Origin of the sequence: Tessaracoccus sp. OH4464_COT-324, assembly GCF_003932855.1 — a bacterium.
Taxonomy (GTDB): Bacteria; Actinomycetota; Actinomycetes; order Propionibacteriales; family Propionibacteriaceae; genus Arachnia.
This window is the reverse complement of the sequence record NZ_RQYZ01000001.1, coordinates 234,018-257,859: the sequence shown is the minus strand read 5'-3', so window position 1 is coordinate 257,859 and position 23,842 is coordinate 234,018. Positions and strand designations below refer to the sequence as shown.

29 protein-coding genes are annotated in these 23,842 nt (G+C 62.9%); 10 read left to right on the top strand and 19 right to left on the bottom strand.

Annotation, left to right across the window (positions count from 1 at the left end):
• Positions 1-22: 22 nt before the first annotated feature.
• Together glgB and EII42_RS01260 are read left to right on the top strand one after the other, a co-directional pair.
• On the top strand, positions 23-1,915 hold the full coding sequence (gene glgB / locus EII42_RS01265) for a 1,4-alpha-glucan branching protein GlgB (RefSeq protein WP_125170283.1): 1,893 nt from the start codon (positions 23-25) through the stop codon (positions 1,913-1,915).
• The gene (locus tag EII42_RS01260; protein ID WP_125170282.1) at positions 1,915-2,688 is read left to right on the top strand and encodes an NUDIX hydrolase; all 774 of its coding nucleotides are present in this window, start codon (positions 1,915-1,917) and stop codon (positions 2,686-2,688) included. The genes glgB and EII42_RS01260 overlap by 1 nt, the downstream gene beginning before the upstream one ends.
• On the opposite strand, the gene EII42_RS01255 is transcribed toward EII42_RS01260, so the two are convergent.
• The gene (locus EII42_RS01255) at positions 2,685-3,572 is read right to left on the bottom strand and encodes a tetratricopeptide repeat protein (protein WP_158676352.1); all 888 of its coding nucleotides are present in this window, start codon (positions 3,570-3,572) and stop codon (positions 2,685-2,687) included. The two genes, EII42_RS01260 and EII42_RS01255, sit on opposite strands and share 4 nt — an antisense overlap.
• Before the next feature lie 81 nt (positions 3,573-3,653).
• Here EII42_RS01255 and pgm point away from each other — a divergent pair, with 81 nt between their 5' ends.
• Positions 3,654-5,270 carry a phosphoglucomutase (alpha-D-glucose-1,6-bisphosphate-dependent) gene (pgm, locus tag EII42_RS01250; RefSeq protein ID WP_125170280.1) on the top strand — a complete coding sequence of 539 codons (1,617 nt, stop codon included), beginning with the start codon at positions 3,654-3,656 and terminating at the stop codon, positions 5,268-5,270.
• A 48-nt stretch (positions 5,271-5,318) separates the two neighbouring features.
• Here the strand turns inward: pgm and EII42_RS01245 are convergent, their stop codons facing one another.
• Entirely contained in the window at positions 5,319-5,810 is a 492-nt protein-coding gene (locus tag EII42_RS01245; RefSeq protein WP_370318078.1) for a PH domain-containing protein, read from the bottom strand.
• Between the two features lie 30 nt (positions 5,811-5,840).
• A complete protein-coding gene (locus EII42_RS13240) occupies positions 5,841-5,996 on the bottom strand; it encodes a hypothetical protein (RefSeq protein ID WP_199729758.1) in 156 nt (51 codons plus the stop codon).
• Positions 5,997-6,136: 140 nt separating this feature from the next.
• On the opposite strand from EII42_RS13240, the gene mce reads away from it, so the two are divergent.
• The 6 genes from mce to EII42_RS01215 all read left to right on the top strand — a co-directional run bounded on the left by mce (position 6,137) and on the right by EII42_RS01215 (position 10,688).
• Entirely contained in the window at positions 6,137-6,571 is a 435-nt protein-coding gene (gene mce, locus EII42_RS01240; protein WP_125170278.1) for a methylmalonyl-CoA epimerase, read from the top strand.
• Between the two features lie 96 nt (positions 6,572-6,667).
• Positions 6,668-7,783, top strand: a complete 1,116-nt coding sequence (locus EII42_RS01235) for a DivIVA domain-containing protein (RefSeq protein ID WP_125170277.1) — start codon at positions 6,668-6,670, stop codon at positions 7,781-7,783.
• A complete protein-coding gene (locus tag EII42_RS01230; protein WP_125170276.1) occupies positions 7,783-8,922 on the top strand; it encodes an AI-2E family transporter in 1,140 nt (379 codons plus the stop codon). The genes EII42_RS01235 and EII42_RS01230 overlap by 1 nt, the downstream gene beginning before the upstream one ends.
• Positions 8,923-8,956: 34 nt before the next feature.
• Positions 8,957-9,649: an endonuclease NucS gene (gene nucS, locus EII42_RS01225; RefSeq protein ID WP_125170275.1), complete on the top strand. Its 693-nt coding sequence runs from the start codon at positions 8,957-8,959 to the stop codon at positions 9,647-9,649.
• The gene (locus EII42_RS01220; protein ID WP_233558216.1) at positions 9,649-9,918 is read left to right on the top strand and encodes a hypothetical protein; all 270 of its coding nucleotides are present in this window, start codon (positions 9,649-9,651) and stop codon (positions 9,916-9,918) included. Before nucS ends, EII42_RS01220 begins: the two co-directional genes overlap by 1 nt.
• Positions 9,915-10,688: an alpha/beta fold hydrolase gene (locus EII42_RS01215; protein WP_125170274.1), complete on the top strand. Its 774-nt coding sequence runs from the start codon at positions 9,915-9,917 to the stop codon at positions 10,686-10,688. The genes EII42_RS01220 and EII42_RS01215 overlap by 4 nt, the downstream gene beginning before the upstream one ends.
• Here the strand turns inward: EII42_RS01215 and EII42_RS01210 are convergent.
• Entirely contained in the window at positions 10,685-11,338 is a 654-nt protein-coding gene (locus EII42_RS01210; protein ID WP_125170438.1) for a peptidylprolyl isomerase, read from the bottom strand. The two genes, EII42_RS01215 and EII42_RS01210, sit on opposite strands and share 4 nt — an antisense overlap.
• Before the next feature lie 43 nt (positions 11,339-11,381).
• Here EII42_RS01210 and EII42_RS01205 point away from each other — a divergent pair, with 43 nt between their 5' ends.
• Positions 11,382-11,993: a cob(I)yrinic acid a,c-diamide adenosyltransferase gene (locus EII42_RS01205; RefSeq protein WP_125170273.1), complete on the top strand. Its 612-nt coding sequence runs from the start codon at positions 11,382-11,384 to the stop codon at positions 11,991-11,993.
• Between the two features lie 5 nt (positions 11,994-11,998).
• Here EII42_RS01205 and EII42_RS01200 read toward each other — a convergent pair whose 3' ends face one another.
• The 15 genes from EII42_RS01200 to prfA all read right to left on the bottom strand — a co-directional run bounded on the left by EII42_RS01200 (position 11,999) and on the right by prfA (position 23,779).
• Positions 11,999-12,448, bottom strand: a complete 450-nt coding sequence (locus tag EII42_RS01200) for a DUF2550 domain-containing protein (RefSeq protein ID WP_125170272.1) — start codon at positions 12,446-12,448, stop codon at positions 11,999-12,001.
• Between the two features lie 69 nt (positions 12,449-12,517).
• A complete protein-coding gene (locus EII42_RS01195; protein ID WP_125170271.1) occupies positions 12,518-12,928 on the bottom strand; it encodes a F0F1 ATP synthase subunit epsilon in 411 nt (136 codons plus the stop codon).
• Positions 12,929-12,930: 2 nt separating this feature from the next.
• Positions 12,931-14,367, bottom strand: a complete 1,437-nt coding sequence (atpD, locus tag EII42_RS01190) for a F0F1 ATP synthase subunit beta (protein WP_125170270.1) — start codon at positions 14,365-14,367, stop codon at positions 12,931-12,933.
• Positions 14,368-14,384: 17 nt separating this feature from the next.
• On the bottom strand, positions 14,385-15,290 hold the full coding sequence (locus EII42_RS01185; RefSeq protein ID WP_125170269.1) for a F0F1 ATP synthase subunit gamma: 906 nt from the start codon (positions 15,288-15,290) through the stop codon (positions 14,385-14,387).
• Positions 15,291-15,296: 6 nt separating this feature from the next.
• Entirely contained in the window at positions 15,297-16,934 is a 1,638-nt protein-coding gene (gene atpA / locus EII42_RS01180; RefSeq protein WP_125170268.1) for a F0F1 ATP synthase subunit alpha, read from the bottom strand.
• Between the two features lie 17 nt (positions 16,935-16,951).
• On the bottom strand, positions 16,952-17,695 hold the full coding sequence (locus tag EII42_RS01175) for a F0F1 ATP synthase subunit delta (RefSeq protein WP_125170267.1): 744 nt from the start codon (positions 17,693-17,695) through the stop codon (positions 16,952-16,954).
• Positions 17,692-18,240 carry a F0F1 ATP synthase subunit B gene (locus tag EII42_RS01170; protein WP_125170266.1) on the bottom strand — a complete coding sequence of 183 codons (549 nt, stop codon included), beginning with the start codon at positions 18,238-18,240 and terminating at the stop codon, positions 17,692-17,694. Before EII42_RS01170 ends, EII42_RS01175 begins: the two co-directional genes overlap by 4 nt.
• Before the next feature lie 8 nt (positions 18,241-18,248).
• Positions 18,249-18,470: an ATP synthase F0 subunit C gene (atpE, locus tag EII42_RS01165; protein WP_125170265.1), complete on the bottom strand. Its 222-nt coding sequence runs from the start codon at positions 18,468-18,470 to the stop codon at positions 18,249-18,251.
• 54 nt (positions 18,471-18,524) lie between these two features.
• The gene (atpB, locus tag EII42_RS01160; protein ID WP_125170264.1) at positions 18,525-19,319 is read right to left on the bottom strand and encodes a F0F1 ATP synthase subunit A; all 795 of its coding nucleotides are present in this window, start codon (positions 19,317-19,319) and stop codon (positions 18,525-18,527) included.
• Positions 19,316-19,543, bottom strand: a complete 228-nt coding sequence (locus EII42_RS01155; protein WP_125170263.1) for an AtpZ/AtpI family protein — start codon at positions 19,541-19,543, stop codon at positions 19,316-19,318. Before EII42_RS01155 ends, atpB begins: the two co-directional genes overlap by 4 nt.
• Positions 19,544-19,575: 32 nt before the next feature.
• Positions 19,576-20,031 (bottom strand): hypothetical protein, encoded by a 456-nt coding sequence (locus EII42_RS01150; protein ID WP_125170262.1) that lies wholly within the window; start codon positions 20,029-20,031, stop codon positions 19,576-19,578.
• Positions 20,028-21,125 (bottom strand): MraY family glycosyltransferase, encoded by a 1,098-nt coding sequence (locus tag EII42_RS01145; protein WP_125170261.1) that lies wholly within the window; start codon positions 21,123-21,125, stop codon positions 20,028-20,030. The genes EII42_RS01150 and EII42_RS01145 overlap by 4 nt, the downstream gene beginning before the upstream one ends.
• The gene (locus EII42_RS01140) at positions 21,118-21,867 is read right to left on the bottom strand and encodes an L-threonylcarbamoyladenylate synthase (protein ID WP_233558215.1); all 750 of its coding nucleotides are present in this window, start codon (positions 21,865-21,867) and stop codon (positions 21,118-21,120) included. Before EII42_RS01140 ends, EII42_RS01145 begins: the two co-directional genes overlap by 8 nt.
• 8 nt (positions 21,868-21,875) lie before the next feature.
• Positions 21,876-22,718, bottom strand: a complete 843-nt coding sequence (prmC, locus tag EII42_RS01135) for a peptide chain release factor N(5)-glutamine methyltransferase (RefSeq protein ID WP_125170260.1) — start codon at positions 22,716-22,718, stop codon at positions 21,876-21,878.
• A complete protein-coding gene (gene prfA, locus EII42_RS01130) occupies positions 22,715-23,779 on the bottom strand; it encodes a peptide chain release factor 1 (RefSeq protein ID WP_125170259.1) in 1,065 nt (354 codons plus the stop codon). Before prfA ends, prmC begins: the two co-directional genes overlap by 4 nt.
• Positions 23,780-23,842: the final 63 nt, after the last annotated feature.

The following is a 23,842-nucleotide window of genomic DNA, read 5'->3' as shown; positions in this document are numbered from 1 at the left end:
AACACCACGTGAAGGAGATGAAATGGCGCACGACAAGTTCGGCGGACTCGCTGGATGGGATTTCGAGGGATTCCACAATGGTGGCGACACAGAGATCTGGAAGCGGCTCGGTTCGAAGGTCGTTACCGTCGAGGACGACGAGCGTGGCCAGATAACCGGGGTGCGGTTTGCAGTCTGGGCCCCCAACGCCAAGCGTGTGCTGGTCACCGGGCCCTTCAACTACTGGATGGGCGACGATATGCAGCTCATCCCAGCCACCGGCGTCTGGGCGCTCTTCATCGAGGGCCTAGGCGAGGAAACGCTCTACAAGTTCAAGATCGAGGACCAGTGGGGCAACTGGCATGAGAAATCCGACCCGGTTGCCCAGTTCTCCGAGCAGGCGCCGAACAACGCGTCGATCGTCTACGAATCCAAATACGTGTGGAGTGACGACGAGTGGATGTCCCGCAGAGAATCTTCCCAGCCCCACGCCGAGCCGATGAGCATCTACGAGGTGCACCTGGGGGGGTGGCGACGCGGAAAGTCCTACCTTGAGCTCGCCGACGAGTTGGTGGAGTACGTCACCTGGCAGGGCTACACCCACGTCGAGTTCATGCCGCTTGCCGAGCACCCGTTCGAGCCCAGTTGGGGTTACCAGGTAACCGGGTATTTCTCCCCCACCTCTCGCTTCGGCAAACCCGACGATCTGCGCTACCTGATCGACCGACTGCACCAAGCCGGCGTCGGGGTCATCATGGACTGGGTTCCCGGCCACTTCCCGAAGGACGCCTTCGGCCTGGGTCGATTCGACGGCACCGCGCTGTACGAGCACGAAGATCCGCGCCAAGGCGAGCACCGGGATTGGGGAACCTACATCTTCAACTACGGCCGCAACGAGGTCAAGAGCTTCCTCGTGTCGAACGCGCTCTACTGGATCAAGGAGTTCCACGTTGACGGTCTGCGCGTCGACGCGGTTGCTTCGATGCTCTACTTGGACTACTCCCGCAACGATGGCGAGTGGGTGCCCAACGTGTATGGCGGACGGGAGAACCTTGAGGCTATCGATTTCCTGCGCTATGTCAACCGACACCTCCATGAGAGGGAGCCGGGCATCATCATGGTGGCTGAAGAGTCGACCAGCTTCGCTGGGGTGACGAAACCCGTCGACGAGAGCGGCTTGGGCTTCGGCTTCAAATGGAACATGGGCTGGATGAACGACTCGCTGCGCTACCTGGAGTTGGATCCGGTCTACCGTCAGTATGAGCACAACCTGCTCACTTTCGCGATGGTGTACAACTACTCGGAGAACTTCGTTTTGCCCATCAGCCATGACGAGGTGGTGCACGGCAAGGGTTCGATGCTCAACAAGGTGCCTCAGGACGACTGGCGGAAGTTCGCAACTCTCCGAGCCTTCTACTCGTTCATGTGGAGCTTCCCCGGCAAGCAGCTGCTGTTCATGGGCTGCGAGTTCGGGCAGCGCCCTGAGTTCAACGAGTCGGCCAGTTTGGAGTGGTGGGTCTCGGACCTGTGGGGCCACGGTGGCCTGCAACGGTTGCTCCGCGACCTGAACATGATCTACCGCCAGCATCCTGCGCTGTGGCAGCTCGATCATGCCCCGGAGGGTTTCACCTGGATCAACGCCGACGACGCCGGCCACAACACACTCAGCTGGGTGCGCCACGACCTGGACGGCAACCATGTCGCCTGTGTGACAAACTTCTCCCCCGAACCGCTCGTGGACTACGAGATCGGTCTGCCGGAGGCAGGAGTGTGGCAAGAGGTACTCAACACGGATGCCCCGGCGTACGACGGTTCGGGCCAGTTCGGAAACCTTGGCCAGATCACGGCGGTGGACGAGCCTTGGAGCCACTTCCCTGCGCGCGCCTGTGTCACCGTGCCGCCGCTCGGCTCCATCTGGCTGAAATTCTCGGCTTGATGGGCAAGGAGTTCAGCGTCCAAGTGACGGTTGGCTCCGACGGCACCGCGCGGCTCAGCTGGGCGCAGCAGGAGGTGAGTGTGGATCTGCTGGCTCAGGGCATCAGCCTGGCGGCCGACGACGCTCTGGTCGGTCGCAAACTGCGCCGCCTGAGCGTGCGCATCCCCGCCAACGATGTCCCTGCCCGGCGGGCCCTGCACCAGGCAGGTTTTCGGCTGGAGGGCAGGCTCCGGGAGGAGATCAGCACACCAGTCGGCGACCACCTGGATCTCCTGATCTATGCCAGGCTGGCCTCAGATGTCGTGCAAGGAGCGCAAGGCTTCTCCGCGGTGATGGATTCGGTGTTGCCCAAGAAGAGGCTGATCGCGCATGTTTTATTTCGTGATGAAACCGGCCGCGTTCTATTGCTGGAGACCAGCTACAAGGACGACTGGGAACTGCCAGGGGGCGTCGTCGAACCCGGAGAGTCGCCCCGGATCGGTGCGGCTCGGGAGGTGCACGAGGAGATAGGTCTGCTGATCAAACTCGATCAGCCGGGCCTCATCGATTGGATGCCGCCCAGCCTCGGCTGGTCCGACGCCGTGGAGTTCATCTTCGATGGCGGCGTGTTGCCAAGTTCGGTTGTGGGTGGGCTGACGCCCGGAGATCAGGAGGTGAAGGCCCTTCACTGGGTGGCTCCGGCCGAGGTGGCGGAGCATGTCAGCGAACTGTCGGCGCGACGAATATCCCGGTTGCTCGCGGGCGATCGAGGGTACTCGGAAGCGGGCTTTTAGGCGCGAAACAAGACCGTGGTCAGCCTACGGCGGGCCTTCAGCACGACCGGATTGGTGCGGCCGAGGATCTCGAACAGGTCGAGCAAACGCACACGTACCGCTTCTCGCTCCTCGTCGCTGGCCTTCGAGGCGTAGTGCAGCAGCCGATCGAGCGCCGCATCGCCATGGCCCTGGATCACTTCCAGGTCGGCCGCATCCAGCTGGGCGGACAGGGACTCCTCGTCGGAGCACTCCACAATGCGTGCCGGATCGAAGGAAAGCGAGCGAACCAGCAGCGCCGCCTGCGCCCGCCCGGCCACAACCTCCAGGTCGTTCGGAGTTTCCACGAGCATCCTGTCGAACTCGGCCAACGCTGACCGGTAATCGCCCTCGGCGAGCGCCCGATCTGCCGCCGCAAACCGTGGATTCGCAGCACCGTTCTCGGTAGCTGCGGAAACTGGTTCCGCGCGGCCAGTGATTCCATTGGCGACGGCCGCGGCGGCCACCTGGTCGAGGACCGCGCCGATCTCCTCGTCCGACTTCGTCCCCTGGAACAGGGGCGCCAGCTGACCACCTAGCAGCGCCACCACCGTGGGTACGGCAGTGATCCCCATCGCCGCGGCGATCCGCTTCTGCTCATCGACGTCGACTCTCGCCAGCAGGAATCGGCCGCCGGCTGCGTTGATCCGCCGGGCGAGGCTCTCACTCATCACCGCGCCCTGGGGGTCGCGTGGCGAGTGGAACTCCATGATCACCGGGTACTGGATGCTCTGGGCGGCAACCTTCTCGAAATCTGCCTCAGAAACATTCAGGACGTAGCTGGCCGACAGAGAACCCTGCACGGGCTGCTCCTGCCCGACGAGCCCAGACAAGTCAACGGCACCGGGACGCGAGAAATCGTTCATGACCATATTCTTCCCGGCCGGGCTGCCCCGATTCAACTGCACCGAGCGTGCCCGCACACCAAACGGCCTAGGATTGGCTGCATGCCACACGAACGCGCGGGCCAGCTGGCCCAGGAATCAGATCTGGTCGATGTCGACGCGATGATATCGGCCTACTACGACCGCACCCCGGATCCGACCGACCCAGACCAGCAGGTGGTCTTCGGCACGTCAGGGCATCGGGGATCGAGCCTGGACACCAAGTTCAACGAGCTCCACATCGCAGCCACGACGCAGGCCATCGTCGAGTACCGCAAGGCGGCCGGGGTCACCGGACCGCTGTTCATCGGCAAGGACACGCACGGCCTTTCGTTGCCTGCTTGGAAGACGGCAATCGAGGTTCTGGTTGCCAACGATGTGCAGGTCCTCGCGGAACGCGCCGACGAGTACACGCCGACGCCCGCCGTGTCCCGCGCCATCATTCGCTACAACCGCGAGCACACGGCGAAATGCGACGGCATCGTCGTGACCCCGTCGCATAATCCCCCACGCGACGGCGGCTTCAAGTACAACCCACCCCACGGTGGGCCTGCGGACAGCGACGCGACGCGGGCGATCGCGGACCGGGCAAACGAACTGATGGCCAACCCGAGCGGTATCCGGCGAGTTGCTTACGAGTCGGCGGAGGTCGAGCGCTACGACTACCGATCCCCCTATTGCTCCGAGCTCGCGTCGGCCATCAACTTCGACGCCATCAAAGCCTCGGGTCTCACCCACGGCGCGGATCCGATGGGTGGGGCCTCCGTGCAGTACTGGGAATACCTGGCCGAGCACGGCCTGCCTATCCAGGTGGTCAACCCTCGTGTTGACCCAAGGTGGCCGTTCATGACGCTGGACACCGACGGCAAGATCCGCATGGATTGCTCTTCCCCCGACGCCATGGCCTCGCTCGTCAATCAACGCGGCAGCTACTCCGTAGCGACGGGCAACGACGCCGACTCCGACCGGCACGGCATCGTCACCCCGGATTACGGTCTGATGAATCCCAACGCTTACCTGGCGGTGGCGATCGACTACCTCTTCCAGCATCGTCCGGGTTGGGACCCAAACTCCGGCGTCGGCAAGACCCTGGTCAGTTCCTCCCTGATCGACAAAGTCGCACGCCGACTCGGGCGTCGACTCGTCGAAGTTCCGGTCGGATTCAAGTGGTTTGTTCCGGGGCTGATGTCGGGCGAGCTCGGTTTCGGCGGCGAGGAGTCCGCGGGCGCTTCCTTCCTGGATCTCGTGGGTCAAACCTGGACCACCGACAAGGATGGCATCCTGCTGGCTCTGCTGGCCTCCGAAATCATCGCGGTCACCGGCAAGACTCCGAGCCAGCACTACGCAGAGTTGGAAAACGCCTTCGGTAAGTCGTTCTACGCCCGCGTGGACGCCGACGCAAACCGCGAGCAGAAGGCGCGGCTGGGCAAGCTGAGTTCTGCCGACGTGACGGTCAAGGAACTGGCCGGGGAAGACATCACCGCGATCCTGTCGAGTGCTCCCGGCAACAATGCGCCGATCGGCGGCATCAAGGTGACCACAGAAAATGCTTGGTTCGCGGCGCGGCCCTCCGGCACCGAGGACAAGTACAAGATCTATGCCGAGTCCCTGCTCGGAGCCGAGCACCTGGCTGAGGTACAGCAAGCAGCAAAACAGATCGTTGACGCCGCTTTGAGTTGAACCCGCCTGGTTGGCTGGGCGGCTGGGCGGCTGGGCGGCTGGGGAAACCTAGCCGCCCAGCTTGGCGCTCGCGCGGAGACCGGCCAGCTGGATCACCCGCTGGATGGTCAGGTCGCGTTCTGCAGGATCGCCGACGAAACGGATCTCCCTCAGCCCCTGGTCCTGCGCCGCAGACTCGAAGATGAAGTGACCGTATCCGCACAACTGTCCGGAGAAGGACTGGTTCATCGAGATGTCTAGGATTCGCGTCATCGGCATCGTCGCCAACAGTTGGTTGAAAACGCCGTGAATCCGGAAGACGCGCATGTTGGTGATCACGAAACGATCCATGTAGAGCACATGTATCTTCCACATCGACACGAAGAAGGCACCCAGCCCCAGCAGCATCGGCAGCCAGAACAGCTTCCCCGCAGGGATCATGAGCAGGAAGAGCACGGGAGCGCAACACAGCAGGCAGTACCACGGGAAGCTCGCGGCCCAATGCTTGCGCACCTCGTCGACGATCACCTCGCCCTCGCTAACCAAGAGATGGCGTTCCACCTGCGGATCCAGGAGCCGCCAGATCATGGGTCACCGGGCCAGCGTCGCAAAGAACGTGATGATCGATTCGAAAGCGCCAAAGAATGTACGAACCGCCTCGGCCGCGGCCTCGGGCCGGGTGAACAGGTAGTACACAACAAAAGATACGGCCAGCACGATGACGATCTTCTTGATCCAACTGACCACGTTTCCTCCTTCAAACGGCCCCCACGTATTGTGCCTCTCCGTGAAGCCCAGTGGGGCAGCGCCACGCCGAGCATAGCGGAGCTCGCTGCAACGGGAGCCCCCGCGGGCCACACAGAACGGGCTGTGTAGAGTCTTGGTTCATGGAGAATACTGATCTGTTCATCTGCATCGACCACGTTGGCATCGCCGTCCCCGACCTTGACGAGGCCATCAGGTACCACGCCGAGAAATTCGGTTGGCGTGAACTGCACCGAGAGGTCAACGAGGAGCAGGGAGTCGCCGAAGCGATGATCGGCACCGGAGCCCAGGGGGAGGAGAACGCCAAGATTCAGCTGCTTGCTCCCCTGAACGAGGCGTCGACCATCGCCAAGTTCATCGACAAGAAAGGCCCGGGCCTGCAGCAGCTCGCGTACCGCGTCGCCGACATCGACCACGTCTGCGCAGTGTTGCGCGAGCGCGGAGTACGCCTGCTGTACCCGGAGCCGAAGCGCGGCACGGCCAACTCGCGCATCAACTTCGTCCACCCCAAGGACGCCGGCGGGGTGCTGCTGGAGATCGTCGAGCTGGCGAAGTAGATTTCAGCAGTTTTGGGGCGGGCGCTTTCGGCGCCCGCCCCTGCTTTGCACGCAAAGCCGACTAGGCTGAACTTCAACCGATCGTTAGGAGCAATCGTGGATCCCTCGCGCGACCTCGAAACCGAAGAAACAGGACTGAACCTTTTCGACGAGAAGGCCACCGCCGCCGGCAGTTTTCCCACCTCCATGCTGGGCTACGAACGGCATTCCGTTGATTCCTACGTCCGGGAGGTGGAGAGCCAAGTAAGCGAGCTCCGACATCGTCTCCGCACGGTTCAGCAGGAGGTCACGTTCGTCCGCGCTCAGGTTGGCGAGACGGAGTTCGAGCGGCTGGGCGCGCACGCAAGCGGATTGCTGAGGGCGGCCGAGTCTCAGGCCAGGAACATTGTGGAGCGAGCGGAGTCGGAGTCCGCCAGGATCTTGGCCGAAGCCCGACGCTCCGCCAGCGCACTGCGCAGTTCAGCAGCGGAAGAAGCTGAGGACATCCGAATCACCGGATTGGCGACGTTGAAACAACTGCGTGAGGAGCAGCAGGCATCCGCGAAACAGGACATGGCACGGGCCCGGGACGAGGCCGAGCGGATTCGGGCAGACGCACTGAAGCAGCGCGCATCGATCATCGCAGCCGGAAACACCGAACGCGATGCGGCGCTCGAGGAGGCCCGGCTCGCAGCCAGCCAACTCCTCGAAGAAGCCACGCGTGATGCCGTCGCCATCCGTGAGGCGGCCCACAAGGAGGCCGAGCGCTCGCTTCGCGAGCTGAAACGGGTCAGCGCGGAAGCTCGCGAGAGCGTCGAGGCGCGGTTGCAGGCCAGCGCCGCCGATGCGGACACCGCTGCCCGATCGGTGGCAGAAGCACGCGAGCAGGCGTTGCAGATTCGACAGGTCGCGGCGCAGGAGGCCGATGAATCCCGGGTCGCTGCCCGGCGGGAAGCTGAGGCGATCATCGCCGAAGCCCGGACCAAGGCGGGTGCGCTGTACACGGCGTTCCATGAAGAGATCGAGTTGCGCAAGGAACAGATTCTGCGCGAGATCGGCGTACTGGAGGGGCGCAAGGCTTCCGCGCTGGCGCAGCTGTCCAACCTGCGGGCCCTCGCCGACGAGTCGAACGCCGAGTTCGGCGATTCGTCCACAGGATTCGCCGCCGAGTACGAACATCTCAAGAAACTGGTTGAGTCCGGGGCGGCCCAGCACAACCAAGAAGCTGAGTGATGGGTAGGGAGAAGCTGAAACGCGACTGGGCGCGCAGGATGAAGGGGGCCATCGCCCCTAAGCCCGTACAGCAGGAGGAGCCGGTGGCTCCTCCCCCACCCGTCATCGAGCCCGTTTCCGGCCAGTCTCCCTTCAAGATGGGGTTCTACGGCGCCCTAGGGGTCATGTTTGCCTTGGCGTTGAGCCAGGCTCTCGTCACTGTTCAGTCCATCCTGCTCCTTGTCCTATTGGCTTTCATGCTTGCGCTCGGAGCCAGCCCCCTGGTCGATTTCCTCTCTCGCCGAGTGCATCACAAGATCGCGGTTGCGCTCGTCGGGCTCATGGCAGTTGGGGTGGTGGCCATTGGCGTGATCACCGTCGTTCCGCTCCTCACCGAGCAGGCCACGCTGCTGATTCGGAATTTGCCGTATCTGCTGGAGAACCTCACGAGCAACGAACAGATCAGCAAACTGAACGAACGCTACGGCCTGATTGATCGTGCTCAGACTTTTCTGCGCAGCCCCAGGCTGGGAGACCAGGTATTCAATGGTGTTCTGGGCGCCGGCGCCGTGGTCGTGAACATCGTGTTCTCGGCGATCATGACCCTGGTGCTCACTCTCTACTTCCTCGCCTCGTTGGACGCGATCAAGCAACTGGTATACAACCTGGCTCCGGCCAGCCGCAGGCCCCGGGCCCGCTACATCGCCAACGAGATCTTCAAGGGCGTTTCGGGCTACATCCAGGGCATGGGGATCTCAGTCACGATCGCAACGGTCGTAACGTTCACCTACCTCTACATCATCGGACTCCGCGACTACGCCGTAGCGCTCAGCTTCATGCATGGCCTACTTTGTTTCATCCCGGTCGCGGGCGCTCCCACCGGCGCGGTGATCATTTCGGTCGTTGCGTTCACCATCAGCCCCAGCGCGGGCATCGCCGCCGTGGTCTTCTTTGTGATCTACCAACAGTTGGATGCTTATTTCTTCTACCCGACGATCATGCGGCGAACCGTGAAGGTGCCCGGTGCGCTGGTGGTGTTGTCCGCCATCATCGGCGGCATCCTGCTTGGTGTGATCGGTGCCGTGCTGGCCATCCCAACCGCTGCCGCGCTCATCCTGCTGTGGAAGGAATTGCTCCAGCCTGTGTTGGATGCGAGGTAGGCGGTTTCCGCCTCCAAAATGGTAGTTTGATCCGGTGAGGTTGGTCATTGCTCAGTGCCAGGTTGATTACGCGGGTCGGCTAAGTGCGCACCTGCCCATGGCGAAGAGGCTGCTTCTCATCAAGGCCGACGGCTCGGTCTCTGTCCATGCCGATGACAGGGCCTACAAGCCGCTCAACTGGATGAGTTCGCCTTGCACCTTGACGGTGCAGGAGCCCTCCGCCGAGGTGGCGCAGGAGTTGGGGGTGACCCAGGAGTGGATTGTCCGAGCCAAGGAGGACACGCTCACGATAAAGATCGGGGAGGTTTTTCTGGACACCGATCACGAGCTGGGACTGGACCCGGGTCTGCAGAAGGACGGCGTCGAGGCACACCTGCAGGCCCTGCTAGCGGAACACCCACAGACCTTCGGCGCTGGCTGGCAGCTGGTACAGCGCGAATACATGACGGCGATCGGCCCAGTGGATCTGCTTCTGCGCGATAACACCAAGGGCTATGTCGCGGTCGAGGTCAAACGCCGGGGAGAGATTGATGGCGTCGAACAGCTCACGAGATACCTGGAGTTGCTGAACCGCGACCCGGCGCTGGCCCCGGTTCGCGGGGTGTTCGCCGCCCAGCAGATCAAACCTCAAGCGAAGACCCTCGCGCATGACCGGGGAATCGATACGCTACTCGTTGATTACGACGCGCTACGCGGGCTCGACAACGCCGAGGATCGGCTGTTTTGATGGCACGCCCGTCGAAGCATACCCGCGCTCCCCGCCCGCTGCTGATCGGGCAGGATACCCGCCGCGTCCTCGTCGCCGGGCGCTCCTACCTTGCCCGCACTATTCGCCCCGGACAATCGACGAAGGACTACCGGTGCCCGGGCTGCAACCAGATCGTCCGAGCGGGTGTAGGGCACGTCGTGGCCTGGCCGGAATCCGCACCCATCGGCTATGACTCCGGCGTCGAGCTGCGTCGGCATTGGCACACCTCGTGCTGGAGCCGAGCATGAGCATCCATTACACAGAACTGGGCTCAGGGCCGCTGCCCGTGGTCTTCCTGCACGGCTTGTTTGGCCAGGGCAAGAACTGGCACAACGTCGCAAAGTCCGTCGCTGACTTAGCCACCAGCCGGCTGCTCGACATGCCCGACCACGGGAGAACCAGCTGGACCGTGGCCTTCGACTACGACGAATACGCAGAGTTCATTACCGACTGGCTCAAGGACAACTTCGATCTCCCCGTGGTGCTGGTCGGGCACTCGATGGGCGGCAAGGTCGCGATGCGGATCGCTGTCCAGGAGCCTGAGCTGGTGCGGGGATTGATGGTCGTGGACATCTCCCCCGCCCGCAACGACTCCGCGCTGGGGTTCACCAGCCTCGTCGCCGGGTTGAAGAGCCTTGACCTTGAGCGCCTCGCCAGCCGCTCCGACGCCGACCGCAAGCTGGCGGATCGAATCCCCAATTCGACGGTGCGCTCTTTCCTGCTGCAGAACCTGCAACGCAGTGGCGATGCCTGGCATTGGCTGGCCAACCTGGACATGCTCGGCGACAATCTACACGCAATCTCAGGCTGGGCACCTTTAGGGGGCCAGTATCCTGGCCCGGCGATCTGGGTCGTCGGCGGCCTTTCCGACTACGTGCGCCCCGAACACCATCAGGCAATGCGTGAACTCTTCCCCAGCGTGTTTGTTGTCACGCTGAAGCGGGCTGGACACTGGGTGCACTCGGACGACCCGGAGGCCTTTGTTAAGACACTCCGGGTCTTCCTAACCGGGCTCTAACCCACTGTCACGTTCTTGATCCTTGCTTCCGCGATAGGGGTCTTGCCGTCATCCGCCGCGACGCCCTGCGCCGCGATTTCACGCACGACGGCCAGTCCTTCGTCGCTGGCCTTGCCGAAGGGGACGTAGTGCAGCGGAAGCGGCGTCTCATCCCAGACGATGAAGAACTGGGAACCGTTCGTATCCGGTCCGCGGTTCGCCATTGCGACGGTTCCGCTCGCGTAGTTGACCGGATCCTTCGACGACGAGACGCCCTCGTCCGCGAATGTGTACCCGGGCCCGCCCAGCCCAGTGGCGCTCGGATCCCCGCATTGTAGGACGAATATGCCGGAATCCACGAGGCGGTGGCATCGGGTGTCGTCGAAGTAGCCCTGCTCGGCGAGGCTCAGGAATGAATTCACCGCACACGGTGCCTTGCTCCGATCCAAGGTGAGCTCGACGTCGCCCGCGGTCATCGAGATCGTCACCTTTGCTTCGCCCTTGTTCGGCACGTCGGTCGTCTTCGGCGGATCAACCGGCTTCGCGGGCTCCCCATCACTCGGGTACTCGCAGCTGACCGTCGCTGACGCTTCCTTCTGCGCAGACTGGTTCGCGTCCGCGCATCCCGATACGGAAACAAGACCCGCGAGGGCCAATATGCACACTCTCATCCTGATCACGCGAAAAGTCTACCGGTGGACTAGATTGAGCCGCATGGTCATACTTTCGAGAATCTATACCCGCACAGGAGACGCTGGTTCGACCCGGCTTACCGACAACTCCATCGTCCATAAGACTGACCTGCGTGTCGAGGCCTACGGCCAAGTCGACGAGGCAAACTCAGCCGTTGGCCTGGCGGTCGCGCTCGGTCTGCCCCAACGACTGGTTGACATGCTCGACGTCATCCGGAACGAACTGTTTGATGTGGGAGCGGATCTATCCAATCCCCTGCACCCAGAGCCGAGGTGGGAGCCACTGCGCATCATCCAGCCTTCGATAGATCGGCTTGAGTTGTTCTGCGACGAACTCCAAGAGGACTTGCCGAAACTAAAATCGTTCATTCTGCCAGGCGGCACGCCCGGAGGAGCTCAACTCCACGTGGCGCGCACCGCGGTGCGCCGGGCCGAGCGCACCGCATGGGCCTGCGCGCAACAGTTCGGCACCGAGCCAAGCCCAGAGGATGGCGCTGGAGGCATCAACCTTCTGGCCATCACCTACCTCAACAGGCTATCCGATCTGCTCTTCGTGATGAGCCGCGTGGCAAATGGTCCGGAGCACGAGGTCCTCTGGAGACCCGGAACGGATCGGGAGCCCCCCAGAGGATGACGACTCTAGTGTCGCTCGCCCAGAATGTAACTCGCGGGCGGCGCGGACTCGAGCCAGCTGATAAGGGCCATCGCTGGACCGCCGTCCAGCGCCAGCCGGTACTCCCTGTCGTTCACAACGTCGTGGATCGTGACGATCATCGAGTTCTCGAAGAGCATCGCGATATCCATGCCCTCCGGGGCACTCCGACGGATGTACAGGGTTTGGCCTCGACGGAACCTCAGCCTGGGGCGAAAGGCCAATGAAAACGTGCGAAACCACTGCAGTTCCTCACCGCGGTAGCGGATCGCACCGAGCGACCAGCCCATCCCCTCTTCTCTGCCAAACAGTTGAACCGCGCAGTCGAATGCTCCCCCCGAAAGCGACAGCCACCGTCGACGAAAATAGAGCCCCCCGGGCACAGCAACGAAGAGTAGGACCACCAGAGCAATTACTACCGCCAGTTCCCACCACATCGTTCCTCCTAAGATCGGTTTCAGGGCAGCCCCCCGATTTTGGGGACCGCCCTGAACTCCGATGAAATGCTAGCTCTCCGAGGCCTTCGTCGCGGCTGCCAGCTGTGCCTTCAGCATGTGGATGCGGTGCCGCTCCGCATCCGTGGTCTCGCCCGACTGATACTTGAGCATCAGACCGTCCAACTCGCGCTGGGCGTCGTCGACAGAGATCTCCTTGCCGAGGTAGGCCTCCTCGGCCAGAATCGAAACCCGACCATCGGCGACAGAGATGTAACCCCCGTCGACGTAGAGAGCTTCCTGGCGGCCCTGTGCCGTCACGATCTCGACCTTACTCGGCACCAGCAGCGCGAAGACCGGCTCGTGGCCGGGCAGGACTCCCATATCGCCCTCGACTGTTCGGGCGATCACCTGCACTGCTTCCCCAGCCCAGACTTCACGGTCTGCGGAAACAACTTCCACCTTGAGCGCAGGACGGGCCACGATCAGGATTCCTTCTGCATCTTGGCGTAGTTCTCCATCACCATATCCATGCCGCCCACGTTAAAGAAGGCCTGCTCCGGGATGTGGTCCACGTCACCGCGGCAGATCATCTGGAAACCCTCAATGGTGTCGGCGAGCGGTACCGTCGAGCCCGGGATGTTAGTGAACTTCTCCGCCATGTAGGTATTCTGCGAAAGGAACTGCTGGATGCGACGAGCGCGCTTGACCGTGATCTTGTCCTCCTCGCTCAACTCGTCGATACCGAGGATCGCGATGATATCCTGCAGCTCCTTGTTGCGCTGCAGAATCTGCTTGACCTGCACTGCGGTCTGGTAGTGTTCCTGGCCGACGTACTGCGGATCGAGGATGCGCGACGATGAGGTCAGCGGATCCACGGCCGGGTAAAGACCGCGCGAGGCGATCTCACGAGAAAGCTCCGTGGTGGCGTCCAGGTGAGCGAACGTGGTAGCCGGAGCTGGATCCGTGTAGTCATCCGCCGGGACATAGATGGCCTGCATCGACGTGATCGAGTGTCCTCGGGTGGACGTGATCCGCTCCTGCAGCTGGCCCATTTCGTCGGCCAGGTTGGGCTGGTAGCCCACTGCGGAGGGCATGCGTCCGAGCAGCGTCGACACCTCAGAACCAGCCTGGGTGAAGCGGAAGATGTTGTCAATGAACAGCAACACGTCCTGGTTCTGCACGTCGCGGAAGTACTCCGCCATGGTGAGCGCAGACAGTGCGATGCGCAGGCGCGTGCCCGGAGGCTCATCCATCTGCCCGAAGCAGAGCGCGGTGTCCTTGAGAACCCCGGCCTCGGCCATCTCGTTGATCAGGTCGTTGCCCTCGCGAGTACGCTCACCCACGCCAGCGAACACGGAGGTGCCGCCAAAATTGTGCGCGATACGGTAGATCATCTCCTGAATCAGAACTGTCTTTCCCACACCCGCGCCTCCGAAGAGACCGATCTTTCCGCCCTTGACGTACGGGGTGAGCAGGTCGAGAACTTTGATGCCGGTCTCCAGCATCTCTGTGCGCGACTCCAGGGAGTCGAATGGCGGGGGATCCCGATGGATCGGCCAGCGTTCGGTGACCTCGACCGTGGCCGGATCCGCGTTCAGCACGTCACCGGTCACGTTCCAGACGTGCCCTTTCGTCACGTCTCCCACGGGAACGCTGATCGGGGCCCCCGTGTCGCGCACCTCCGCACCGCGGCGCATGCCGTCGGTGGGTTTCAGCGAGATGGCGCGAACGATGTTCTCGCCAACGTGGAGGGCGACTTCCAGCGTGATCGTCTGCTTCACACCCATCACGTCGGTCTCGACGCGCAGCGCGTTGCCGATCTCCGGGAGCTGATCAGCCGCGAACTCGACGTCCACCACGGGGCCGATAACCCGAGCGACGCGCCCGACGGCCGAGGACGGTGCAGTAGTTGCAGTCATTTCCTACCTCATTGATTTCAGGCTGATTCGGACAGCGCCGCCGCGCCGCCCACGATTTCTGTAATTTCCTGGGTGATCTCCGCCTGACGAGCCTGGTTGGCCGCACGCGTCAGCTGCTCGATCAGCGTCTGCGCGTTGTCCGTGGCGGACTTCATTGCCTGCTGGCGCGAGGCCAGCTCCGATGCGGCTGCGTCCAGCAGCGCTATCTGGATACGGTTCGTGATGTAGAGCGGGAGCAGGGCGTCCAGCACCGTCTTCGCATTCGGCTCGAACTTGTAGAAGTGGTTATCGCTCTCGTCGGGGAACTCATCCGGAGATTGATCCACCACCTCAAGCGGCACCAAACGCTTCGCGTGTGGCTTCTGCGAAATCATCGAGCGGAAGCGGGTGGTCACGACGTGGATCTCGTCGACGCCGCCCTCTTCGGTCGGCGTCAGGAACGCTTCCAGCAGATCCCGCGCAATCTCGCGAGCGTCCCGGGCTGTCGGGCGCTCGGAGAAACCCGTCCAACTCTTCTTGATCTGCCTGCCGCGGAACTCATGGTAGGCAACACCTTTCTTGCCGGAGATGTAGAGGTCAACCTCCTGACCGTACTCCTTGAGGTACTCCTCCACCTGTTCGCCAAGCTTGATCGCGTTGGTCGAGTAGGCGCCCGAGAGGCCCCGGTCGCCCGTAATCACGAGCAACGCGGAGCGCTTCGAGTAGTTCACGGGCTGCAGCAGCGGGTGATCGATCTCACGGTTGGCGCTGGCCAACATCGAGACAGCCTTGGTCAGCTCCACAGTGTAAGGCAGTGCCGCACGTTGGGCATTCTGCGCCTTGACGATGCGCGAGGAAGCGATCAGCTCCATCGCTCTCGTAATCTTCTTGGTCTCTGTGACGGACTTGCGTCTCTGTCGCAGTTCCCTGAGACTGCTACCCATAGTTGGCTAACCCCGCTTCTTGCGGACGATCTTCTCCTGATCGATCTCGGATTCGTCGATTGCTTCCACAACTTCGTTGCCCAGAATGGACCTACCCTCGCTGGTCTTGAAGACCTGCTTGAAGTCGGCCAGGGCCTTGAGCGTCGCGGCCTGCTCCTCGTCCTCGAACAGGTGGGTCTCGCCAACGGTCTGCAAAACGTTGGCGTTGTGGCGCAGGTAGTCCAGGAAGTCGGCTTCGAAGCGTTGGATCTCCTCAAGCGGGACATCATCGAGGTGACCCTCGTTGCCCAGCCACACAGAAACTACCTGGTCTTCCACCGCGTACGGCGCATACTGGCCCTGCTTCAGCAGCTCGGTGAGGCGGGCGCCCCTCTCCAGCTGGCGCCGCGAGGCCTCATCGAGGTCGGAGGCGAACATGGCGAACGCCTGCATGTCCCGATACTGAGCAAGTCCGATCTTCAACGACCCGGAGACCTTCTTCATCGCCTTGACCTGTGCCGCGCCACCCACACGAGAAACGGAGATGCCGACATCGATTGCCGGACGTTGGTTGGCGTTGAACAGATCAGATTGGAGGAAGATCTGCCCGTCGGTGATCGAGATCACGTTGGTAGGGATGTAGGCGGAAACGTCATTGGCTTTGGTCTCGATGATCGGGAGACCAGTCATCGACCCGCCGCCCAGTTCGTCCGAGAGCTTCGCGCAGCGCTCCAACAGCCGAGAGTGCAGGTAGAAGACGTCGCCCGGGTAGGCTTCACGGCCGGGAGGACGCCGCAGCAGGAGGGACATTGCTCGGTAGGCCTCGGCCTGTTTGGTCAAGTCATCGAAAACGATGAGAACGTGCTTGCCCTGGTACATCCAGTGCTGGCCAATCGCCGAACCTGCGTAGGGCGCGATGTACTTGAAACCTGCCGGATCGGAGGCCGGTGCATGCACGATGGTGGTGTACTCCATGGCCCCGGCGCGCTCAAGCGTGCCCTTCACCTCGGCGATGGTGGAACCCTTCTGCCCGACCGCGACGTAGATGCAGCGCACCTGCTTCTTCGGGTCGCCAGACTCCCAGTTCGCCTTCTGGTTGATGATCGCATCGATCGCGATCGCGGTCTTACCGGTCTTGCGGTCACCGATGATGAGCTGGCGCTGGCCGCGGCCAATCGGGGTCATGGCGTCGATGGCCTTCAAGCCGGTTTGCAGCGGCTCACGCACCTCCTGACGATCCATGACGCCGGCGGCCTGCAGTTCGAGAGCACGACGACCCTCGATACCAGCGATGTCTCCGAGGCCGTCGATCGGGTTGCCCATCGCGTCGACAACGCGCCCGAGATACCCCTCGCCGACGGGAACGGACAGCACATCTCCCGTGCCATGCACGAGCGAGCCCTCGTCAATACCCTCCGAGTCGCCGAGAACAACGACGCCGATCTCCCGCTCGTCGAGGTTCTGTGCGATACCCAGGGTGCCGTTCTCGAAGCGCAGCAGTTCGTTGGCCATCGCCGACGGCAGGCCCTCCACACGTGCAATGCCGTCACCCGACGTGATGACACGGCCAACTTCGCTCTTGCTGGCTCCTTCCGGCTTGTACGCCGCAACGAAGTCGTTCAGCGCACTGCGGATCTCGTCCGGGCTGATGGTCAATTCAGCCATTAGGTCCTACTTTCGCTTTAGGAATGGATGAGCTGTCGGCGTACTTCTTCGAGCCGTCCAGCAACAGTTGATTCGTAGACATCGTGGCCGATGGCAACGCTTACCCCGCCAAGAACCTCGGGGTCGACGCTCACCTGCAAGGTGACCGGCTTACCCACACGAGCGCTCAGCGCGTCGCGCAGCCTAGCCAGGCGTCCCTCGTCGAGTGGCCGAGCGACGGTCACCTTGGCTACCACCTGATGCGAAATCTCGGCGGCAAGGTTGAGGTAGTCCGCGATTGTCTTGGAGAAGGTGCGCTTGTGGCCCTTCACGGCCCGAGCCGCGAGCAGGCCTGTCACCGGGTGGACCGCTGAGCCCAGCAGACGGGCGATAAGGCCCCGCTTGGCCTCCAGGTCGTAAGAAGCGCTGCGCAGAGTCGTCGTGAGCTCAGCGGAGCCGCCCACCGCTTCACCGATGGTGTGCAGTTCTGCCGACACCAGGTGGAGCGTGCCTTCCTCGCTAGCCGAGCGCAGGGCCAGGCGGACGCCATCTAGCTCAAGCCCGCGCACGAGCTCGGCGGCGCTTCGCCAAGAAGTCCCGACGACGGACTCCAGCGCAGCCAGAGCACCGGAGCCGACACGACTAGCAAACAGCTTACGCGCCAGACCGAGGCGCTGCTCTGGCTGGGCAGATGGGTCGGACAGTGCGCGACGCAGCATCGGCTGGCCGTCGAGTACGTCGACCAGCTGAAACACCTCGGTTGCCGCGTCGAAGCCGCTCATCGGGTGGCGCCTGCCTGCTCGAGGTCGGCCAGGAAACGATCCACGGTACGCAGCGCGCGCGCGTCATCGTCGAGGGACTCGCCAACGATCTTGCCCGCCAGGGCAGTCGCCATGCCGCCGATTTCGCCTTTCAACTCCGTGACGAGTTGAGCGCGCTCCGCAGACAGCTGAGTTCGGCCTGCCTCCAGGATGCGATCCGATTCCTTGGCCGCTTTGTCTCTGGCCTCGGCGAGAATCTGGGCGCTCTGGTTCTTGGCGTCCTCCCGGATCTTTGCCGCTTCCTCCCGGGCGTTCGCCAGCTGATCCTGGTACTGCGCCAGCGCCGCCTCGGCCTTCGCCTCGGCCGCGGCCGCACGCTGCATGCCACCTTCGATCTTCGACGAACGCTCTTCGTACATCTTCTCGAATGAAGGAACGACGAACTTCGCCAAGATGACGGTGAGGATCAAGATGAGCAGAACGCCCGCGATGACCTCGGTGATGTGGTGCGGCGCCAGCGGGCCCAGGACCGAGCCCTCGAGCGTAACCCACAGGGTGGAACCCATAGCGTGGCTCACTTGAGGACGAAGGCGAGCGCGATGGCGATAATCGCGAGGGCCTCAACCACGGCGAAGCCGATGAACGCGGTGCTCATCATGGCGCCACGAGCCTCGGGCTGGCGAGCGGTTCCGTTGATGACAGAGGCGAAGATCCAGGCAACGCCCAGAGCCGGGGCGATGGTAGCGATCGCGTAGCCGATCATGTTGATGCTGCCGGTGATCTCAAGGAGCTCCATTTACTTACCTTTCGGGTGAGTTCTTCACTTTCGGAGAAGAAGTTTGGGGTTTGATTAGTGCGCCTCAGCGATAGAGGTAGAGACGTACTGGGCGGTTAGGACGGTGAAAATGTAGGCCTGCAGGGCACCGATGAAGAGCTCCAGCAGGAGAATGATCAGGCTGAACACAATGCTGACTGCACCGGAGACGTTGTAGAAGAGGTTGCCTTGGTACAGCAGCAGGAACTCGCCGCCCACCACGAACACGAGCACCACGAGGTGCCCCGCGAAGAGGTTGGCGAAGAGACGCAAGGCCAGCGTGATTGGGCGAGTGATGAAGGTAGCCAGGAACTCCAGCGGAACAACAAGCGGCAGCAGGTAGGCAGGGACGCCTTCAGGAACCAGCGCCTTCTTCAGGAAACCTCCGAACCCCCACTTCGCGAAACCAGCGCCCACGTACACGCACCACGACACGATGGCGAGTCCATAGGTGAAGCCGACGTTCGAGAACGTCGGGTACATGAAGTAGAAGAACTCGCCAAACCAGTTGTTGACCAGGATCAGCGAGAACAGGGCAAGCAGGTAGGGAAGGAACTTGCGGTAGTCGGCGTGCAGGATCTCCCGTGCGATGCCGTTGCGAACGAACTCGTAGACGCGCTCGAAGAAGAACTGCCCCTTCGTGGGCTGCACCTTCAACCGACGAGCGGCGACGAGCCAGAACGCGATGACAAGCAGCAGCGAGATGATCGCCTGCGCCATCGGTTTGTTGAACCATTCGGGTGCGCCTTCCCAAAGCGCACCGAAAATGAAGTCCTTGGTGCCCGGTGGTGTGAATTCGGCTCCTTCGAGCGGAACGAGTCCAATCGTCACTTGACACTCCCGTAGCGTTTATAGATCAGGTAGATGCTAGCCACAAGACCCACGATGAGGCCAACCGGCAGCAACCAAGAAGTCTCGAAGTAGGCGTCTCCCGCCCAGCCCAAGAATCCGTACAGCATCAGACCTGCAAGCACGTAGCTGAGAGCGACCATGCCGTCCTCGTGCCCGTCTGGAGATTGCCGTGGAGCCTTCTGCGCTGGAGGTTCGATACCCATTTCGGTGAGCAGCCTAGCAGCAAACGGGTCTACTATTCACCTTCGCCTCGCGCTTGATACTCGACATCGTAGATCGGCACACGCTGACGGCTCGCGACGACGACCACCCCGGTCACCCAAGCCAGCACGGTGGCGACGACGCTGGCCACCAACCAGCCATCCACCACGTGTGGCGCAACTTGCTCCAGTGACAGGAGCGCCCACAGCGCGGCCGCGATGCCGACCACCCGCACCGCGTAGCTGACCAGCACCAGGCCGAGGCCCTGCATCGGTTCCAGTTCGGTGGCGATGACTTCCAACCATTGCCCGACCGAGTAGAAAACGACGACGCTGGCGAAACCCAACAGCGCGGTGAGCAGGCCATCCGCTCCTCCGAACAGGTACGCCCCAAGAGAAACGATCGCTCCGACGACATGCCCGGCTATGAGCCCGCCGAGCATCATCTGCCGCGCCCTGAGCGTGGCTGCGGTCACCACCGAGCGGCTCATGCCATAGCCTTCCTCCGGGGGTAGAGCGTCCAGATCACTATTCCCACAATCACGACGAGCAACGCGACGTACACGATCCTGGAAGGCAGCAACCCGACCAGGACCATCCCGCCGCTGAGGACGAGCGTCCAGGAGTACATCAGCAGCACCGCGGAGCGCGTGGAGTGCCCACGCGCCAGCAGCCGATGGTGCAGGTGCAGGCGGTCTGCCTCAAACCAGAACTTGCCGCTCAGGGTGCGCCGAATGTAGGCGAACACGAGGTCGATGAGCGGCAGCAGCATCGCGGCGAACGGCACCAGGATCGGCAGCAGCGCGGGCAGCAGTCCCTGCTCCTGCGTCTTGAAGAGCGATGCGTCCAACTGGCCCGTAAAAGAGATGGTGCTCATGGCCACCAGCAGCCCGAGCAGCATGGCCCCCGAATCCCCCATGAACATGCGGGCAGGGTGCCAATTGTGCAGCAGGAACCCCACACAGATACCGGCCGTCGCCACTGTGAGCAGCGAAGCGGTGGTGGCCCTGACCAGTTCCTGTTCGTAGGCGAGGATGTAGGCGTAGGAGAAGAAGGAAAGCGACCCAATCGCAACTACCCCAGCGGCGAGCCCGTCCAACCCGTCAACGAAATTTACGGCGTTGGTGCACACGACGATGAACAGCAGCGTCAGCAGAATGCTGGTCAGGTCGTCGAGCAGGATCACGGTGTTCGGCAGCGGCAACCAAAACACCCGAACGCCCTGCATCACCGCGATCCCCGCTGCCAGCACCTGCCCGCTGAGCTTGACGAACGCGTTCAGGTCATATTTGTCGTCCAGCACGCCCAGAGCGCAAATCACTAGGCTGGCCAGCATCACGCCGAACGCGTCGTGCTCGACAATCGGGTGTCTACCCAGAAACGGCATCTTCACCGCGAAGAATAGCGCCACCACGAGTCCGAAGAACATCGCCACCCCGCCTAAGTAAGGAGTAGGGAGTTGATGCATGTCCCGGACCCGAGGCACTGCAAACATCTTCAGCTTGATCGCCAGCCTTCGGAACAGGCTGGCGAACAGAAAAGTGACCGAGACCGCCACCAGGAAGACCAGCAGGTACTCACGCATTGTCTGCGGAGTGCCCCTCCACCACTCCGGCGAGGCTCGCGGGCGGCTCGACGTCGACTCCGTCATCCGCCGATTCGGGCTCGACGTCCACGGTAACCCCGTGCACTTCGACGCCGGGCACCACGGCGCGCAACTCCTCCAGGCTCAGCGCTCCCACCCGCAGCACCACGCCTGTCCGACCGCCCGAAAAGTCGACGATTGTAGACGGCACGTTTCCCGGCGTTGGTCCTGCGGACAGGTAGACACTCACCGCGTCGCCCAACTGGTCGAGTGCAGTCTCGCAATCGGTGGCCGGCGGTTCCCCTGTCAGGTTTGCGGAACTGACTGCCAGTGGTCCCGTCGCACGAAGCAGGGCGCGTGCCCCATCGTGATCCGGGACCCGCAACGCAACCGTACCTCGCGTATCCCCTAGCCGCAGACCGGCCGAGCCCTGCACGTCCAGGATCAAGGTGAGCGGGCCCGGCCAGAAGGCTTCCGCGAGGAGCTTCGCTTCTTGCGGAACCTCAGCCGTCAACGCTCGCATCATCGAAGGTTCCGCGAGCAACACCGGCGGAGGCATGTCGTGACCGCGCCGCTTGGCGGCCAACAGGTTGCTCACCGCAGCTGCGGAGAAGGGGTTCGCCCCGACGCCGTAAACCGTGTCCGTAGGGAGCACGACGACGCCACCATCGCGCACGGCAGCAACCGCCAGGTCAATGCTGTGCGGCGTCAACTCCTGAATCTCGGTCACAGGCTCCATCATGCCACCAATCAGTCAACGCCCCGAAGCGCAGTTACGAACCGATCCGCGCCGGGAAGGTCCTGATGCCCCTGCACCTCGACGAAGCCTGAGGAACGGACCAGCTCCAAGACCTCGCTCTGGTGAGAGTCATCGTGTTCGCAGGCGAGCGCACCCCCCTGTTTAAGCAGTCGCCCGGCCGCCTGAACCACCCGACGGATCGTCGTCAGCCCGTCCACTCCGCCAAACACCGCCTGCTGCGGGTCCCGCGCGACATCCGAATGCAGTCGCCCTGCCCTCGTCTCTGGGACGTAGGGCGGGTTGACCACCACCAGGTCCACCGTCCCCGCCAGCTGCGCAAAGGCCTCCGAAAGGTCGCCCACGTGGATCGAAACGCCCAGCCCGGCCAGGTTGCGTCGCAGGTAGCGGGCCGCTGAATCGCTCAACTCATTGGCATGGGCTACGACGCCCCCCAACTCCTTGACAACCGAGCGGGTGATGGCCCCGCTGCCGGCGCAAAGCTCCACGCAGACCCTGCTGTCAGCGGCCCGACGGGAGAGAAAGTCGATGGCCCAACCAGCAAGGAGCTCCGTCTCCGGACGCGGGATGAACACCCCTGGCCCAACCTCGACGGTCTCGAACCGGAAGTGCGCCTGCCCGGTGATGTGCTGCACCGGCTCACCGGACAGCCGGCGCGCCACGAAGTGGCGGGCCCGGGCAACCACGTCGTCAGAGAGTTCCCATCGCGTGAACAGCTCGATCAAATCACATCCTGCCGCGTGCGCGATCAACGTCCGAGCCTCGGCCCCCGGGCTGAGCGAAAAACCGCTCAACGAATCGGCGAGCTCGTGGGTCAGGTCCGTCGGCCGAGTCACTGTCCGACGCCAGCCAGCCGCTCGGCCAGATCCTGCTCGGCCAGCGCGTCCAGGACGGCAGTGAGCGAACCGTCGAGCACAGCATCCAGGTTGTGGGCCTTGAAACCTATCCGGTGGTCCGTGATGCGGTTCTCCGGGAAGTTGTAGGTGCGGATCCGCTCAGAGCGGTCGACGGTGCGGACCTGGGATTTCCTGCTCTCCGCCGCCTCCGCCGCGGCCTGCTCCTCCGCAATCGCGGTCAGCCTGGCGCGCAGCATCCGCATCGCCGACTCCCGGTTCTGGATCTGGGAGCGCTCGTTCTGGCAGCTGACCACCACCCCGCTCGGCAGGTGGGTGATCCGCACGGCCGAGTCGGTGGTGTTGACGCCCTGGCCGCCCGGGCCCGAGCTACGAAACACGTCAATGCGCAGATCGTCCGGGTTGATCTCGATCTCATCGGCCTCCACGTCCGGCGACACTAGGACGCCGGCCGCCGACGTATGGATCCTGCCCTGGGTCTCCGTGACGGGCACTCGTTGCACCCGGTGCACGCCTCCTTCGAACTTCAGTCGGCCATAGGGAGAAAACTCGGCCCCCGAGCCCTTCACTGCGAGCGTGATCGACTTGTAACCACCCAAGTCGGTGGCTTGGGAGTCCAGCACTTCGACTTTCCAACCGATGGATTCCGCGTAGCGGGAGTACATCTTGAACAAATCACCGGCGAACAGCGCCGACTCCTCACCGCCCTCGCCCGATTTGATCTCAAGGATCGCGTCCGCATCGTCGTTGGGATCCCGCGGAGCGAGGAGCCGGGTCAGTTTGTCCGCCGCCGCCTGGAGTTCATCGTCGAGCGCTGCCAACTCGCCTGCGAAGGATCGGTCCTCAGCCGCCAGCTCGGCTGCTGCTTCCCGATCCGCCAAAAGTCGTTCGTACTCGGCGATTCCCTCGACGATCGGGCGTAGCTGGGCGTACCGCCGCCCAACCTTGCGAGACTTCACCAGGTCGGCCAGCACAGTCGGGTCGGCCAGCTGACTTTCCAACTGGTGGAATTCCTCCACCAAAGGCGCTGCGTTCTCAAACACGATGACTCCCTCTACACGCCTGCCGCCAACATCACTTTAGACGGAAAAACGCTGGGGCTTACC

Bases quoted from the DNA above. Each gene is read 5' to 3' on its own strand.
- glgB (WP_125170283.1), top strand. From the start codon at position 23: ATGGCGCACGACAAGTTCGGCGGACTCGCTGGATGGGATTTCGAGGGA.
- EII42_RS01260 (WP_125170282.1), top strand. From the start codon at position 1,915: ATGGGCAAGGAGTTCAGCGTCCAAGTGACGGTTGGCTCCGACGGCACC.
- EII42_RS01255 (WP_158676352.1), bottom strand. From the start codon at position 3,572: ATGAACGATTTCTCGCGTCCCGGTGCCGTTGACTTGTCTGGGCTCGTC.
- pgm (WP_125170280.1), top strand. From the start codon at position 3,654: ATGCCACACGAACGCGCGGGCCAGCTGGCCCAGGAATCAGATCTGGTC.
- mce (WP_125170278.1), top strand. From the start codon at position 6,137: ATGGAGAATACTGATCTGTTCATCTGCATCGACCACGTTGGCATCGCC.
- EII42_RS01230 (WP_125170276.1), top strand. From the start codon at position 7,783: ATGGGTAGGGAGAAGCTGAAACGCGACTGGGCGCGCAGGATGAAGGGG.
- EII42_RS01220 (WP_233558216.1), top strand. From the start codon at position 9,649: ATGGCACGCCCGTCGAAGCATACCCGCGCTCCCCGCCCGCTGCTGATC.
- EII42_RS01215 (WP_125170274.1), top strand. From the start codon at position 9,915: ATGAGCATCCATTACACAGAACTGGGCTCAGGGCCGCTGCCCGTGGTC.
- EII42_RS01210 (WP_125170438.1), bottom strand. From the start codon at position 11,338: ATGAGAGTGTGCATATTGGCCCTCGCGGGTCTTGTTTCCGTATCGGGA.
- EII42_RS01205 (WP_125170273.1), top strand. From the start codon at position 11,382: ATGGTCATACTTTCGAGAATCTATACCCGCACAGGAGACGCTGGTTCG.
- EII42_RS01200 (WP_125170272.1), bottom strand. From the start codon at position 12,448: ATGTGGTGGGAACTGGCGGTAGTAATTGCTCTGGTGGTCCTACTCTTC.
- atpD (WP_125170270.1), bottom strand. From the start codon at position 14,367: ATGACTGCAACTACTGCACCGTCCTCGGCCGTCGGGCGCGTCGCTCGG.
- EII42_RS01185 (WP_125170269.1), bottom strand. From the start codon at position 15,290: ATGGGTAGCAGTCTCAGGGAACTGCGACAGAGACGCAAGTCCGTCACA.
- atpA (WP_125170268.1), bottom strand. From the start codon at position 16,934: ATGGCTGAATTGACCATCAGCCCGGACGAGATCCGCAGTGCGCTGAAC.
- EII42_RS01175 (WP_125170267.1), bottom strand. From the start codon at position 17,695: ATGAGCGGCTTCGACGCGGCAACCGAGGTGTTTCAGCTGGTCGACGTA.
- EII42_RS01170 (WP_125170266.1), bottom strand. From the start codon at position 18,240: ATGGGTTCCACCCTGTGGGTTACGCTCGAGGGCTCGGTCCTGGGCCCG.
- atpE (WP_125170265.1), bottom strand. From the start codon at position 18,470: ATGGAGCTCCTTGAGATCACCGGCAGCATCAACATGATCGGCTACGCG.
- EII42_RS01155 (WP_125170263.1), bottom strand. From the start codon at position 19,543: ATGGGTATCGAACCTCCAGCGCAGAAGGCTCCACGGCAATCTCCAGAC.
- EII42_RS01150 (WP_125170262.1), bottom strand. From the start codon at position 20,031: ATGAGCCGCTCGGTGGTGACCGCAGCCACGCTCAGGGCGCGGCAGATG.
- EII42_RS01145 (WP_125170261.1), bottom strand. From the start codon at position 21,125: ATGCGTGAGTACCTGCTGGTCTTCCTGGTGGCGGTCTCGGTCACTTTT.
- EII42_RS01140 (WP_233558215.1), bottom strand. From the start codon at position 21,867: ATGATGGAGCCTGTGACCGAGATTCAGGAGTTGACGCCGCACAGCATT.